Consider the following 15,206-nt stretch of genomic DNA (forward strand, 5'->3'; position numbering starts at 1 on the left):
TACGCGCGCGTCCTCGCCAACCGGAGCATCAGATCTCCTTCATCGTGGAGAGCGATCTTCCTCATGGCATCACGCAGGAGACGGTCGAGGCCGCGGCCGAGGGCCGGGCGCTTAGCTATGAGCCGTTCACCATGCTGGTCGTCGAACGGGAGCTGACCTGGGACGAGTACGAACACGGGGAGATCCCGCAGGACGCGGACGTGATGCTCTCGGTGGGGTACGACCCGGCGGATCCGGATCTCACGCTCCCCGACTCACGGCGTGTCGCCGTGGCCGAACTGGGAGCACTCGACGACTGGCGTCCCCAGTACCAGGTGTCCACCGACGTGCGCGAGACCTTCCTCAACAACGTCACGCAGGGCCACGGCCCGAGCGCTGTCGTGGGTGCAGCGCTGACGGCCGCCTCGGATGTCTACGACGGCGGGACCCGCTCCCCCGCGTACTGGGGCGCGATCGCGGTGCTGCCTCTGCTGGTCGCGCTGCTGGTGACGCTGTTGTGGTTACGTTTCGTCGCCCGAGAGCGGGCGCGCATGCGTGCCTTCTCTCGCGCCCGGCTGCAGTTGGCCCGCGTCGTGCTGGAGCTGGATCTCCTAGAGGCGCACTTCCGGATCGCGGATGCGGAGCTCGGTCGCGTCACCGGCCGGGCCGCGCGGAACGTCGCGAAGGACGTCAGGGGCGCGCTCAAGGCCGACTGGTCAGCGATCCGGCGCGATAGCCTCCGGCTCGCCCAGGTGGAGCAGATGCTGACCCGCGAGCTGCTGGATCCGCGTGCACCGGTGCACACGCGGGGAAAGCCCGGCGAATCGATGCCGCTCGCTGAGTTCGCCGCCTCCGCCGACGCACTCCGACGACGCGCCGATGCGCTGGCCGCCTCCTCGTCACTCCGCGTCGGGCACACCGCAGGAGGCACGGTCCTCGGCTGGGTCGCCCTCCCCTCCGCACTGGCAGTGGAGGAGATCCTTCGTCACCGCGATGGGCTTCCCCGCCGCGACGCCGAGAACCTGGCGAGGCAGCGACGGGCCCTGCTTGCGCTCGTTCAGGAAGGCGAGTCCTCCTTCGGTACGGAGAGCGGACCCGATGTCATCGTCCGTCACGCGGATCTCATGGAGCGCTGGCGACGCACGGAGAAGCGGCTGACCGACGCGCTGGTGAAGGTCGACCGCGCCCTGCAGAAACGCCTCAATAACGGCAACGGCTCGCAGATCGCCGCCGACGATGTGACCGCGCGCGAACGCGAACGCGTGCGTGTCGCCACCGGTGGGCGGATGGACACGCTGGACGATCTGCGCACGTCCCTCGGCATCTCCCCTCGCGGCTCTCGCGCGCCGTCCTGGCGCGCCGAGCGCGTCCTGCTGCGGATCGAGTCCCTCGACGCGTCCCGCGGCGCAGTGCCGTCCCGCCGGAGCCGTCCTGCAGACGTGGCGAGCACGCTCGCTCCGAGCATCCCCGGGGCCGCTCTGGTCGCTCTGCCTGTGATCGTGGCGCTGATCAGCGGCTGGATCGCGGTGGGCACGATGGACGGAGGCAACACGAGCTACGGCCGCATCCTGGTCGGTGACCAGTCCCTCGCCGCTCTGCACATCGCCGGCGACACCTCGCTGATCCCCGACTACGCAGCTCCTCGGCGCGATGAGGACGAGCCGTCGAACGCCGAGACCCTGACGCTGGAGAGCATTCGAGAGCAGATGGAGCGGAACGCGCGCTACGGCGATCTCGCGCTGCTCCCTGAGCGCGTGGAGCTCATCGTCGCTCTCCTCCCCCTCGAGGACTACGTCTCGGCCAGGCCCATCGAAGGTGCGGGCGACCGGGTCGAGATCGACTACCTCGACCTGCTGGATGCCTACCCTCGCATCAAGGAGGAGGCGGCGGCCGTGCAGCCGGCGGCGATCGACGCGACCACCGGCGACGTGCGCGCCGGTTACGCGATCCTCCCGCTCTGGCTGGGTGCGGACGGCTCCTACGGTGCGGGCCTGCCGCTGACCGGGGAGCTCAGCACGGGCGTGGACAGCAGGCTGGGCGCCTACGACTTCGTCGCAACGGAGCCGTCGATGCGCAATGCCCCGGGCGATGAGTGGAGCCTGCCCATTGGAGCGGAGGTGGCGTCGGCGATGTCGGACCTGGGACGTCAGATGGAGTACAACAACCAGCGTGCGGCCGGCATCGCGCCGGCCACGCTGTTCTGGACCGTGGCCATCGCGGCCTGGACCGGCGTGCAGACCCTCGTGCTGGCCGGCCTCACCCTCGCGCAGGCCCTGCGACGCACCGCGGGTACGCGCCAGGCACGCCGTCAGCTCCGCGAGATGCGCGAGAAGCTGAACCGGCTGGCGCTGGGGCTGGACCTATCCCGCCTGGACGCGGTCGCTGTCCTCGGAGCTGTCGACGGCCATGACGGCAAGGCCGCCGAGACGGACCAGCATCTCTACGAGACGGTGCTGCTGACCGCGTGGCGCGAGGTGCAGGAGCTGGAGGAGCTGCCCCGTCGCATGCAGCGCGGCCCGGAATGGCGCACGCGCGTGACCCGGATGCAGAGGGTCATCGACTCCCTCGCAGAGCGCGACACCGACGTCGCCGAGCACGCCCTCGCGCTCATCCGCTCCGACGGCGAGAACCCGTGATGATCGGCAGGAGTTGGGGCTGACTCGCGCGAAAGCTACTCGTCAGGCTGGTCAAATTCTGAACCTGTGACGCCTCGAGCCAAGCTCGAAGCGGAAAGCGACAAACTGCTCGCGGCGCACTTCGCCTACGCGAGCCATGACGGAGGCGAGGAACCCCTACGGGAACACTCCACATCTACACATGTCGTGTGTTCCCGCAAGACACTTGCGGTGGAGTGTCATGCCGATCCGCGCTTGCCGTGGCGATTGTAAATGAGGATCGCAACGATCACTCCGAGCACTCCGCATACGGGCATGAGGAAACCAAGTACTATCCCCAGCGCGATAGGGATGGTGCCTTCTCGAAGAAACGCGGTCGCCAGAATGTCCTGCAAGATCAGAGCCAGCAGCACCCCGCCTACGAATCCAAGGACGCCGACCCCGGCCGACCGCCACACGCTTCTCCGCTGCGGCGGAGGCTGTATTGGCGATACGGGGTTGTATCGGGGCGTCGGACTCGACGTTGGCCACGACTGCTCCGGGTGCTGCCCACGGCCTTGCCCTGGCAGCGCGCGCTCCGCTGGCGACGCCGAGTTTGAAACTTGCGGCCCCTGGACGCGGCCCTGCAGATCTCGGATAGCCGCATCGGTGAGCGCTTCGTCGGCGTCGGTGCGGGATTCCTCATCGTTTCCGTTTTCATTGGAGCGCGGTGGGTAGGTCATGGGAGTCCTCCTGTGGATCAAGGTGGGCCTCAACGGGTCTCAACGGCGTCGCGTGCACGAATACCGCGAAGACGTTGAACCAGGAGAGCGAGACCGCCAGTGGCAAGCCCCCAAACAGCGTTCGTGATCAGTACCGGGATGATGGCGATGGGCATGGCGAGTGGCCCCTGGAGTTCCCCGGTGAGGATCGGAGAGAGGATGCCGCTGAGAAGAATGGAGAGAACGCCGTAAGCGAGTCCGGTGAACAACAGCGTCAGCACTGGGTGGGGCGTCTTGCTCAATCCGACCACCGCGATCCAAATCGCGGAAAGGATCAGAGTGATGACAATCGGCACTGCTGGAGGGTCGGTGACGTCCAGTAGATATTCGACGATGCTGACGAGCGGCCTCACCAGAGCGAGGGCCCCGAGACCGAGGATGAGGGGCCATTTCAAGGATTTGATCTTGTTCATACCCTCAACGCTAGGAACCTGCACGCGTCCGCACATCGGCCTGGACTCTCGACCGCTGTCGCTTCGCATCTCGTCCGCGATACGCCTGTAGGTGACACTGAATGTCGCTTCCAGGCCCATGAACTAGGAAGGGGCGGCACGTACTCTGGTAGACATGGGCGAGCGGAAATTTTCAAGGTGTTTGAGGCCAGCGGGTGTCAGGCGGCTGCGGGTTCTGCGGCCGGGGGTCGGTTGATCCAGGCGTCGGCGGGCAGAGCGAGGATCTTCGGGTCTCCGGTGGTGGAGAAGCGCTCGGGGTGAGTAGTACGAGCCGCGGCCAGGGTTGCTGATCGTTGCTCTGCGACGGTTCCGGCGTGGCCGTAGTGGACGTCGGCGGGGGTGTGCAGCCCGATCCCGGCGTGGTGGTGTTCGTGGTTGTAGGCCTCCACGAACCGGTCCATGAACGCCCGGGCATCGGACAGGGACCCGAAGCGCTCCGGGAAGACCGGGGCGTACTTCAAGGTCTTGAACCATGCCTCGGAATACGGATTGTCGTTCGAGACGCTGGGCCTGGAGTGGGACCGGGTGACGCCGAGGTCGGCCAGCAGCGCGGCCACCGGCTTGGAAGTCATCGAGGTACCCCGGTCGGCGTGCACCACGGCCGGGATGCCGTGCACGCCGAAGATCCGGCGCATCATGTCCTCGGCCAGCGGGGCGGACTCTCGGGCGTGGACGTGGGCGCCGACGATGTAGCGGGAGTAGATGTCGATCATCACGTAGGCGTCGTAGTAGAGACCCTTGGCCGGGCCGGGCAGCTTGGTGATGTCCCAGGTGTAGACCTGCCCGGGCTTCTCCGCCACCAGCTCGGGGACCGCCCGGGCGGGGTGGCGCGCCTGGCGCCGGCGCTCCTTCACCTGCGCGGCGGCCGCGAGCACGCGGTACATGGTGGAGATCGAGCACAGGTACACCCCGCGCGCCAGCAGCGTGGCGTAGACCTGCGCCGGGGGTTGGTCGACGAACTCGTCGCTGTGAAGGACGTCCAGCACCCGGTCCCGCTCGGGCTCGGTGAGCCTGTTCGCCGGGGTCGTCTCCTGCCGCATGAGTTCCCGCTGCCCAAGACCAGCGCGGCGGGTGGCGGTGGCCCGAGGCACCCCGGTCAGTCCCGCGGCCGCCCGGGTGGTCGTCCCCGCGGTGGTCAGTGCGGTGTAGGCGCCCATCAGCGCTTCTTGCGCGGCTGCTCGGTGTCCGCGCTCTCGGAGATCTGCTCCAAGAGCGCGTGTGCTTTTCCCATGATGTCCAGGGCGGTCTCGGTCGTGGCCAGCTTCTGCTGGGAAGCGGCCAGCTGGCGGCGCAACCGGGCGATCTCCGCTTGCTCCGCACTGGGGCGACCGATCGCCTCCCCGGCCGTCTTGCCCTCGAGCACCCCGGCGTCACGCAGCCGGCGCCACTCCGACATCAGCGAGGAGTACAAGCCCTCCCGGCGCAGGTACGCCCCGCCCTGCTGCCCCTCACAGGCGGCCTCGTAGGCGGCCAGATGGGCCAGCTTCTGCTCCGGGGTGAACGATCGGCGCCGGGACGGGCCGTCGGCGCGAGGGCGGGGATTGCTCATCCCTCCATCATCGGTGACCGCGGACAACGGCGACGAGGCAGTAGTGCTGCTCATGGTGGTCGATCCTGATCTCGCCCTGCGTGAGGCGGACTTGCTGTGAACCACTGGACTCAACTCACCCTGACACGCAGGGGAGCGAGCAACGGCCCCGTCGTGGGCACAGGTCGACGCTGGTCGCGGTGCCCACTACACACCACCGTGGGCGATGGATGCCCTGCTCGGAGCCGCCGTCACGCTCGCGCTTGCGCTCATCATCGCAACGAGCGGGAGCAGACCAGCTGATGCTCTCGCCTACCTGTTCGCAGTCGGGTTCGGTCTGCTCATACTGTTGCGCCGAAGGATGCCGCGGACAGTGTTGGTGCTCAGCGTGCTCGGCATGTTCGCGTATTACACACTTGACTACCCGCCGATCGGCGTCGCCGTTCCTGTAGTCGCCGCACTATTCTCGGCGTCTGAGGCTGGCCTGATGATGTGGTCGGTGGGTGCCGCGCTGGTGGTGTTCGCCGTTTCCATGTTCTTCCGCGTCCTCGATGGTGGGGAAGCGATCGGCTTCCTTGTCGGCTACGAATCGGTATCCAATATCGCGTTGTTCGCAGCAGCGATTGCTCTGGGGTACGGCATCCGTGCCCGTCGATTGCGAACTGCGCAGCAGGCGGAGATAGTTCGACTCACTGAAGCGCAACTTGCTCGTGAAGCCGAGTTGCGCGTTCAGGCCGAACGCGAACGAATTTCCCGCGAGCTACACGACACGGTGGGCCACACGATGTCGGTCATCTCCTTGCAGGCTGGTGTTGCTGCGGAGGCGATCGGCCCTGGTGACGGTACCGCGAATGAAGCGCTCGACCGAATTCGTACCGCCAGTAAACAGTCGCTGAGCGATCTTCGTTCAATGGTGCGCATCCTGCGTTCTGATTCCGATCAAGATAAAACTCGGCGCATCCAGTCGCTCTCTGCTCTTCCTCAGCTTGTTGATGCGGCGCGGGGCGCCGGCATCGAAGTATCCACCGACATCACTGTGATGCCCTCCGACCTATCGGCACCTGTCGACACTGCTGCGTACCGAGTAATACAGGAGTCGATCACCAATGTCATTCGTCATTCACGTTCCACACGCGCGCACGTACGAGCAGACCTGCACGATGGCCACCTCTGGCTCAGCATCTCAGACAACGGTCGAGGTCGCGGACAGGACGATCAGCGAACCGGCTATGGGATCGCTGGCATGACTGAAAGAGTCCGGCTGCTCGGCGGGTCACTGACTACTCACTCGCTTCCTGATGGGTTCACCGTCGAAGCCACGATCCCCGCGAGGCTGCCATGATTCGAATCGTTCTTGTCGACGATCAGGAACTCGTTCGAACGGGCTTGCGCACGCTGGCCGAACACAACGGCGACATCCAGGTCGTCGCTGAAGCTGACAACGGCAGCACCGGACTCGACATTGTTCGTGAGCACAGGCCGGATGTCGTACTGATGGATATCCGCATGCCGCAGATGGACGGCATAGCTGCGACCCGGGCAATCGTTTCCGACTCTTCTCTCGCGGGCGTTCGGGTGGTGGTGCTGACCACTTTCGATGAGGACGAGAATGTTCTGGCAGCGATCAGGGCGGGATCGGCTGGATACCTCTTGAAGGACATCGCTCCGAATGATCTGCGTGCCGCCATCCGAGTTGTTGCCGCAGGAGACGCGCTGCTCTCGCCTGCGATCACGCGGACGGTCATGAGTACGCTGGCGGGAGGAACGAGCACTTTGACGCGCCCGGCGATCCTCGACTCTCTCACTGATCGAGAACGCGAAGTTCTCACCCGAGTGGGCATGGGCGAGTCAAATGAAGAGATAGGCGCGAGCCTGTACATCAGCCCCGCAACCGCGCGCACGTACGTCAGTCGTCTCTTGACGAAGCTTGCAGCACGAGACCGCTCGCAGCTTGTGATCCTTAGCTACGAGTCCGGCCTCATCAGCCCTGGAGACGCACCCGCGCACTTCGCCGACCGCTGATCGGCTTGAGCTTCCCCCACACGGTTGGCACGAAGAGTGCGATCCACCGATGTCGGGTGTTCTAAGTACGTCTTCAATGGTGGGCCCTACCGGGATCGAACCGATGACACCTGCGGTGTAAACGCAGTGCTCTACCAGCTGAGCTAAAGGCCCTGGGAGGCGTCCGTCGCCACAGCGACAGCCGGGGCGAACGCCTGGAAGACTCTACCCAATCATGGGCTGAGATGCTTGGGCGCATCGGGTGGACGACTTCTCCAGACGCCAGCACCCGATGCTGACCGTTACAGTACAGCCCGCACAGCGATGGGGGACGTGTCAAGCACCGGGAAATAAGCCGAAACCGGCATGATTTTCATCACACCTCGTCGAGAGAGTCATCCTGCCCGGGGCGGCTCCTCCCGGATCGCCGTCAACGAGCGGGCAGTTCCCTCTCGAAGGCCATGAGGAAGTCGGCCACCCCGGCGTCGATCTTCACGCACGCGTCGGCGTCGGATCGCGTCCGGCCGTGGTTCACGATCACCACGGGCTTGCCGTCGCGCACGGCCCGCCGCACGAAACGCCGCCCCGAGTGCACGGTCAGCGAGGAACCGAGCACCAGCACGGCCTGGGCCGTGTCGACCATCGCGGTGGCGCGCGCCACGTCCCCCGCCCCGGCCTTCTCCCCGAAGAACACGACGTCGGGCTTGACGACTCCCCCGCACACGGGGCAGTCCGGCACCCGGTAGTCGCCGTCGTAGTGGATCTCCGCGTCGGCATCGGGAGCGAAGTCGATGTCGTGGGGATGCGGCGAGCGCCGCGCGAACTCCGGGTTGAGGTCGTCGAGCAACCGCCCCCAGACGGCACGCGGGATCAGCGTGCCGCACCGGGTGCACAGCACCCGGTCGTAGCGTCCGTGCAGGTCGACGACGGCGTAGGACCCGGCCCGCTCATGCAGCCGGTCGATGTTCTGCGTAATCACCCCGTGAACCGCACCGGTGGCCTCCAGCCGGGCCAGGGCGAAGTGGGCGGCGTTGGGGTCGGCGAGCGCGAGGTGATGCCAGCCGACCTGGTTGCGGGTCCAGTAGCGAGCCCTGTTGGCGGCCGAGGCCATGAACTCCTGGTAGGTCATGGGCTCGCGGGGCGCGGCGTCGGGGCCTCGGTAGTCCGGTATCCCGGAGTCCGTGGAGATCCCGGCCCCGGTCAGCACCGCCGTGGTCCGGCCGGCCAGCACGCCGAAGGCCCGCTCGAGGCCGGTGGAAAGGGTCAGCGCATCCGGGTCCGGGAAGACATCGCCCTGCCCCCGGGCGCCGTAGCCCGCACCGAGGGTACGGACGGGACTCACTCAGGCCCGCTGTTCAGCCAGTTTGGACAGGGCCTCACGGTAGGAGTCGACGGTGCGCGGGATACCCAGCTCCGCCGAGGTGAACCGGTCGAGGATGATCCCGTCCCCGTCGATGAGGAACGTGGTGCGGCTGGGCACGCCCTTCTCGGGATCCAGCACTCCGTAGCTCTCGGCGACCTGGCCGTGCGGCCAGAAGTCGGACAGGAGGTCGAACTCCAGGGACTCCACATTGGCGAACGCCTTGAGGACGTGAGTGGTATCGGTCGAGATGGCGAGCAGGAGAGCGTCCACCTCCTGCACCTCCTCGAGCATGTCCTGCAGCTGGCACATCTCGCCGGTGCAGACGGAGGAGAAGGCGAACGGATAGAACACCACCACCACCGGGCGTCCACGATGCTCGGAGAGCTGGACTTCCTCCCCGTACTGGTTGGTCAGGGTGAAGTCGGGGGCGAACTGACCGATATCAAGCATTTCCTTACCTCACTACCGTCGGAGCAAGACGTTGACAAGCGGCTCGCGCCGCGGGCGCAGCCACTTCCAAGGCCCTTACAGGTCCGTTGAACGGGATATGTTTCTAAAAATTGCGTTTCGGAGCCAGACGCACGGCGGCCCAGTCAGCGCTCACGCCGGCGGTGCTCGTCCGGTGCAGCCCCGCCGTGGAGGATGCCGACTCGATGTCCGTGGGCGTCACGTAGCCGTTCCTGCCGGATTTGGGGGTCAGCAGCCAGACCACGCCGCCCTCGTCCAGCTGGGACTGCGTATCCACCAGGGCGTCCACGAGGTCTCCGTCGCCGTCGCGCCACCACAGCAGCACCGCGTCCACGACCTCCTGATCCTCTTCATCCAGGATCTCGTCGTCCGTGATGTTCTCGATCCGCTCCCGGAGCCCGAAATCGACGTCGTCGTCGTAACCGAACTCCTGGACGATCGAGTCCTTCGAGAGTCCGAGCTCACTGATCGAATCGTCGGCGGCGGCCTTGGCCTCGCTCACTTCCTCACTCCTTACCGCGGGGCCCGTGGACCCGATTGGATTCTCCCGTTGTCGCCGGACCCGATGGGGTCGGAGACCGCGACGGTGCTGGCACCGCCACCGGGCTGTCGCGAACGCTGCGAACCTTCGTGCGCATTGCGGCCGCACTGCCCAGAAAACACCGGATTAGACTCGGGTGCAAGCAGGCAGGCAACCCGACGGGCCGTCAGCCGCAAGGTCGTGCAGGCGGGACGTTTCCGTCGGGCGCGTGCCTCGTGGCAGGCATCCGCAGGGTGCGGACACGCGCTTCCCTGCGCCCGAGAACATTACCCGGAATTCCTGTGAGACAGACCACGTGTCCTCTCGAGATGAGAAGCTGCACCACAACAGTGTGCGGAGGCCTCCCAGGATGTTGGATGATGGAACCCAGCTTCATGACCGCCCTATCGCGCAACTGCCGCGGAACTCGACGAAGAGAGGTTGAACGTGGCTTCTGAAAGTAACAACCACATCCTCAGTGGTCTCACCAACAATCTGAAGGACTCCAACACGGAGGAGACTCAGGAATGGATCGAGTCCTTCGAGGACCTGGTGCAGACCCAGGGCACCGAACGGGCGCAGTACATCATGCGCGCCCTCCTGCAGTACGCGGGGGCGAAGTCGGTCGGCGTGCCCATGGTGACCACCACGGACTACGTCAACACGATCCCCGTGGATCAGGAGACCGAATACCCGGGCGATGAGAGCATCGAGCGGCGCTACCGCTCGCTCATGCGCTGGAACGCGGCCATGATGGTCCAGCGCGCCCAGAAGCCGGAGATCAGCGTGGGCGGGCACATCTCGTCCTTCGCCGGCGTGGCCACCCTGTACGAGGTCGGGCAGAACCACTTCTTCCGCGGCGCCGACCACCCGGGCGGCGGCGACCAGATCTACTTCCAGGGCCACTCCTCCCCCGGCAACTACGCCCGCGCCTTCCTCGAAGGCCGTCTGAGCGAGGAGGACCTGGACGGTTTCCGCCAGGAGAAGACCAAGGAGGGCCACGCGCTGTCCTCCTACCCGCACCCGCGCATGATGCCGGACTTCTGGCAGTTCCCCACCGTGTCCATGGGCCTGGGGCCCATGAACGCGATCTACCAGGCGCAGTTCAACCGCTATCTGGAAAACCGCGGCATCAAGGACACCTCCGAGCAGCACGTGTGGGCGTTCCTCGGCGACGGCGAGATGGACGAGCCCGAGTCGCGCGGTCTGCTGCAGGCGGCGGCCAACGACAAGCTCGACAACCTCACCTTCGTGGTCAACTGCAACCTGCAGCGCCTGGACGGCCCGGTCCGCGGCAACGGCAAGATCATCCAGGAGCTCGAGGCCTTCTTCCGCGGTGCCGGCTGGAACGTGATCAAGGTGGTCTGGGGCCGTGAGTGGGATGCCCTGCTGGAGAAGGACACCACCGGCAACCTCATCAAGATCATGAACGAGACCCTGGACGGCGACTACCAGACGTACAAGGGCGAGTCCGGCGGCTTCATCCGGGATCACTTCTTCGGCCGCACCCCCGAGACCAAGGAACTCGTGGCGGACATGACCGACGACGAGATCTGGAACCTCAAGCGCGGCGCCCACGACTACTTCAAGATCCACGCCGCCTACAAGGCCGCCCTGGAGTTCAAGGGACAGCCCACGGTGATCCTCGCGCAGGGCGTCAAGGGCTATGGCCTGGGTTCCCACTTCGAGGCCCGTAACGCCACCCATCAGATGAAGAAGCTGACGGTGGACGACCTCAAGGCCTTCCGCGACGCGCTGCACATCCCGATCGAGGACGAGCAGCTCGAAGACCAGTACAACGCCCCGTACTACCACCCGGGCCCGGATGCCCCGGAGATCAAGTACCTGCTGGAGCGCCGCGAGGCACTGGGCGGGTTCCTGCCCGAGCGCCGTCACCAGCAGAAGGACATCGTTCTGCCCTCGGACAGGGCCTTCGCCTCCGCGAAGAAGGGGTCGGGCAAGCAGCTGGCCGCCTCGACCATGGCCCTGGTGCGCATCCTCAAGGACCTGATGCGGGAGAAGGAGTTCGGTCACCGCATCGTGCCGATCGTTCCCGACGAGTCCCGCACCTTCGGCATGGACTCGTTCTTCCCGACGGCGAAGATCTACAACCCGAACGGCCAGAACTACCTGTCCGTGGACCGCGAGCTGATGCTCTCCTACAAGGAGTCCGAGAAGGGCGTCATCCTCCACCCGGGCATCAACGAGGACGGCGCCACCGGTCAGTTCGTTGCCGCGGGCACCTCCTACGCCACCCACGGCGAGGCGATGATCCCGTTCTACATCTTCTACTCGATGTTCGGCTTCCAGCGCACCGGTGACAACTTCTGGGCGGCCGCCGACCAGCGGGCCCGGGGCTTCATCATCGGCGCGACCGCGGGCCGCACCACCCTGACGGGTGAGGGCACTCAGCACGCCGACGGCCACTCCCCACTGATCGCCAATACCAACCCCGCCGTGATCACCTACGATCCGGCTTACGGATACGAGATCGGGCACATCGTCCGCCGAGGCATCGAGCAGATGTACGGCACCAAGGACGAGGACCATGACGTGATGTACTACATCACGGTGTACAACGAGCCCATCCAGCAGCCGGCCGAGCCGGAGGACGTCGACGTCGAGGGCATCCTCAAGGGCATCTACCTGCTCAAGCCCGCCGAGAACGACGGCCCCCGCGCGCAGCTGCTGGCCTCGGGCGTGGCCGTTCCGTGGGCGCTGGAGGCACAGCGGATGCTGGCCGAGGACTGGGGGGTCTCCGCCGATGTCTGGTCGGTGACCTCGTGGACCGAGCTGCGGCGCGATGCGCTGGCCGCGGAGAAGGAAGCCTTCCTGAACCCGGGTGACGGCGCACGCACGCCGTACATCACCCAGGCTCTGGCGGGAGCCACTGGTCCGGTCGTGGCCAGCACGGACTACGTCTCCGAGCTGCCGGACATGATCCGCCAGTACGTGCCCAACGACTTCGCGACCCTCGGCGCGGACTACTTCGGGTTCGCCGACACCCGTGCCGGTGCCCGCCGCTGGTTCCACATCGACTCCGCCTCGATGGTGGTGCGCACCCTGGAGATGCTCGCCAAGCGCGGCGACGTCGACTGGTCCGCTCCCCAGCAGGCCATCGAGAAGTACGACCTCCTCAACCCGCGGGCGGGCACCTCCGGCAACGCCGGAGGCGACGCCTGATCCCGTTCCGCGGGGACCGGGCCATCGCCTGATCCCCGCGGGCGGCCACGCCGCCGAGGCAGCACCGATACGGCACCGGGACAGCTCAGCTGTCCCGGTGCCGTATTGTTTTCGCCATGCCCAAGGAGTCCAAGGAGACAGCACCGGAGCCCGAGAGCAGCGGTACCAGGGGGAAGGACCAGAGGGGCTCGGGGTTCCTCATCCCCGGGTCGCGCTGGATCCTGGGTGGTCGCACTCCGCGCGGCAGCGCCCAGCGCACCGCACGGGCCGGTGCCCCGATTCCGTCCAGGAAGACCCTGGAGAACATCCGGTCCAAGGTGGGGGCGATGTCCGTCGTCGCCGCCCAGCGCCTGGAGGCCGAGCTGCCCTGGTTCCGCGAACTCCAGCCCAAGGACCGCTCGGAGCTGGGACTGGTGGCCCAGCGCGGTATCGCCGCCTTCGTCACCTGGTACGAGCAGCAGGACGACGACGGCCTCCTGCTCAACCGGCTGTTCCGGGACGCGCCCCCCGATCTCGCCCGGGCCATCACCCTGCAGCAGGCCCTCCAGGTGATGCGCGTGGTGGTCGAGGTGGTCGAGGACAAGGTCCCCGAGCTCGCGACGACACACGACGAGGCCGTGCTGCGCGAGGGCGTCCTGCGGTACTCACGGGACATCGCCTTCACGGCCGCCGATGTCTACGCCCGCGCCGCCGAAAACCGCGGTTCGTGGGATGCGCGGCTGGAAGCGCTCGTGGTGGACGGCGTCCTGCGCGGCGAGCACACGGATTCGCTGCGGTCCCGGGTGGCGGCCCTCGGCTGGACCAGCACGGGACCGGTCACCGTCCTGGTCGGCTACGCCCCGGAGCAGACCAGTCCCGCCGGGGTGGCGCGCATCCGCCGCACGGTGGCCAAGCACACTTCCGACGCGCTGGTCTCCATCCAGGGCAACCGCCTGGTACTGATCCTGGCGGGGCTGAGCACCCTCGACCGGTCGCTCGAGCGCATCGCCAGCCTCTTCGGCCCCGGCCCCGTGGTCCACGGCCCGGAGGCGGCCAACCTCTTCGCGGCGGCCGAATCCGCGGAGCCGGCCCATGCGGCCCTGTCCGTGGCACCGGCCTGGCCGGACGCGCCCCGCCCCGTGGACTCGGAGGAGCTGTGGCCGGAGCGGCTCATGGCGGGCGATGCCGCCGCACGCCATGCTCTGGTGGAGCAGATCTACCGGAAACTGGCCGGTTCCTCGACGGGCCTGACGGAGACCCTGTCCACCTACGTCTCGGTCGGCCACTCGCTGGAGGCCACGGCCCGCGAGCTGTACGTCCATGCCAATACCGTCCGCTACCGGCTGCGCCGGATCTCGGATCTCACCGGCTGGGACCCGCTGGTCCCGCGGGACGCGTTCGTGCTGCACTGCGCCATCGTCGCAGGCCGGCTGACGGATGACTGCCGGACGGAGCAGGGGTAGCTCCGCCGTGTCCGGCGTCACCTCCATGGTGCTGTTCCCCTCCCGGGGGCAGCGGCATCGGCCCCGGTTCCGCCGGCTTTGTAGGGACCGTACAAAGCTCACGGGCGGGCTTGGTCCGTCACCTTCCGGCACGAGCCGGTGCCCAGTTGGTGCAATAGTCGGGTGATTGCGATTGTCTGCCCCGGACAGGGGGCCCAGAAGCCCGGTTTGCTCAACGACTGGCTCGAGCTCGACGGGGTGCCCGAACACCTCGCGGAGCTCTCGGAAGCCGCCGGTCTGGATCTCCGCCACTACGGCACCGAGGCCGATGAGGAGACCATCCGGGACACGGCGGTCGCCCAGCCCCTCATCGTCGCCTGCGGCCTGATCGCCGGTCGTCTCCTGAAGGACCGGCTGGACGGTCGTGACGACCTGGTCTTCGCGGGCCACTCGGTCGGGGAGATCACCGCCGCCGCGCTGTCCGGAGCGCTGACCGAGAAGGACGCCATGACCTTCGTGCACACCCGTGCCGATGCCATGGCGGCGGCCGCGGCAACCGTGCCCACGGGCATGTCCGCCGTTCTGTCCCCCAAGGAGGACGAGGTCCGCGAGGCCATCGAGGCTGCCGGCCTCACCGCCGCGAACTCCAACGGAGGCGGCCAGATCGTCGCCGCGGGGACCCTCGAGCAGCTCGAGGCCTTCGCCGCCGAACCGCCCGCCAGGGCCCGCGTGATCCCCCTCAAGGTCGCCGGGGCTTTCCACACTCAGCACATGTCCCCCGCCCTGGCTCCCCTGCGGGACCTGGTCGGATCGCTCGCGCCCCAGGACCCCTCGTCCCCGCTGCTGTCGAACTTCGACGGCCAGCCGGTCACGAGCGGGGCCGCCAACCTCGAGTCCCTGGTCGAGCAGGTGTGC

12 protein-coding genes and 1 tRNA gene are annotated in these 15,206 nt (G+C 67.0%); 6 read left to right on the forward strand and 7 right to left on the reverse strand.

Annotated elements, in window-relative coordinates:
* Window positions 1-44 precede the first annotated feature (44 nt).
* Entirely contained in the window at window positions 45-2,615 is a 2,571-nt protein-coding gene (locus FCK90_RS13305; RefSeq protein ID WP_158034793.1) for a hypothetical protein, read from the forward strand.
* A 218-nt stretch (window positions 2,616-2,833) separates the two neighbouring features.
* Here the strand turns inward: FCK90_RS13305 and FCK90_RS15440 are convergent, their stop codons facing one another.
* The 3 genes from FCK90_RS15440 to FCK90_RS13320 all read right to left on the reverse strand — a co-directional run bounded on the left by FCK90_RS15440 (window position 2,834) and on the right by FCK90_RS13320 (window position 5,356).
* Window positions 2,834-3,316, reverse strand: a complete 483-nt coding sequence (locus FCK90_RS15440; RefSeq protein WP_181954322.1) for a hypothetical protein — start codon at window positions 3,314-3,316, stop codon at window positions 2,834-2,836.
* Between the two features lie 29 nt (window positions 3,317-3,345).
* Window positions 3,346-3,768 carry a hypothetical protein gene (locus FCK90_RS13315; protein ID WP_158034795.1) on the reverse strand — a complete coding sequence of 141 codons (423 nt, stop codon included), beginning with the start codon at window positions 3,766-3,768 and terminating at the stop codon, window positions 3,346-3,348.
* Window positions 3,769-3,965: 197 nt separating this feature from the next.
* A protein-coding gene (locus tag FCK90_RS13320) for an IS3 family transposase (protein ID WP_425481712.1) occupies window positions 3,966-5,356 on the reverse strand; the annotation gives its coding sequence in 2 pieces (ribosomal slippage) (window positions 3,966-4,996 and window positions 4,996-5,356; 1,392 coding nt in all).
* A 205-nt stretch (window positions 5,357-5,561) separates the two neighbouring features.
* Between FCK90_RS13320 and FCK90_RS13325 the strand changes: the two genes are divergently transcribed.
* Complete coding sequence (locus FCK90_RS13325; RefSeq protein ID WP_158034796.1) at window positions 5,562-6,677, forward strand: sensor histidine kinase; 1,116 nt, start codon at window positions 5,562-5,564, stop codon at window positions 6,675-6,677.
* On the forward strand, window positions 6,674-7,357 hold the full coding sequence (locus tag FCK90_RS13330; RefSeq protein WP_158034797.1) for a response regulator: 684 nt from the start codon (window positions 6,674-6,676) through the stop codon (window positions 7,355-7,357). Before FCK90_RS13325 ends, FCK90_RS13330 begins: the two co-directional genes overlap by 4 nt.
* 77 nt (window positions 7,358-7,434) lie before the next feature.
* Here the strand turns inward: FCK90_RS13330 and FCK90_RS13335 are convergent.
* From FCK90_RS13335 to FCK90_RS13350, 4 genes are all read right to left on the reverse strand, one after another.
* Window positions 7,435-7,510 (reverse strand) — tRNA-Val (locus FCK90_RS13335).
* A gap of 256 nt (window positions 7,511-7,766) precedes the next feature.
* Window positions 7,767-8,678, reverse strand: a complete 912-nt coding sequence (locus FCK90_RS13340) for a Sir2 family NAD-dependent protein deacetylase (protein WP_158034798.1) — start codon at window positions 8,676-8,678, stop codon at window positions 7,767-7,769.
* Window positions 8,679-9,149 (reverse strand): peroxiredoxin, encoded by a 471-nt coding sequence (locus tag FCK90_RS13345; protein WP_158034799.1) that lies wholly within the window; start codon window positions 9,147-9,149, stop codon window positions 8,679-8,681. It abuts the gene before it with no gap.
* A gap of 103 nt (window positions 9,150-9,252) precedes the next feature.
* A complete protein-coding gene (locus FCK90_RS13350; protein WP_158034800.1) occupies window positions 9,253-9,669 on the reverse strand; it encodes a DUF3052 domain-containing protein in 417 nt (138 codons plus the stop codon).
* A 465-nt stretch (window positions 9,670-10,134) separates the two neighbouring features.
* Here FCK90_RS13350 and aceE point away from each other — a divergent pair, with 465 nt between their 5' ends.
* From aceE to FCK90_RS13365, 3 genes are all read left to right on the forward strand, one after another.
* On the forward strand, window positions 10,135-12,870 hold the full coding sequence (gene aceE, locus FCK90_RS13355) for a pyruvate dehydrogenase (acetyl-transferring), homodimeric type (RefSeq protein ID WP_158034801.1): 2,736 nt from the start codon (window positions 10,135-10,137) through the stop codon (window positions 12,868-12,870).
* Between the two features lie 116 nt (window positions 12,871-12,986).
* Entirely contained in the window at window positions 12,987-14,312 is a 1,326-nt protein-coding gene (locus tag FCK90_RS13360; protein ID WP_158034802.1) for a PucR family transcriptional regulator, read from the forward strand.
* 162 nt (window positions 14,313-14,474) lie between these two features.
* Window positions 14,475-15,206: ACP S-malonyltransferase (locus tag FCK90_RS13365; RefSeq protein ID WP_158034803.1), on the forward strand; the 732-nt coding region annotated here is incomplete at its 3' end.

Origin of the sequence: Kocuria coralli, assembly GCF_008831305.1 — a bacterium.
GTDB classification, from domain to species: domain Bacteria; phylum Actinomycetota; class Actinomycetes; order Actinomycetales; family Micrococcaceae; genus Kocuria; species Kocuria coralli.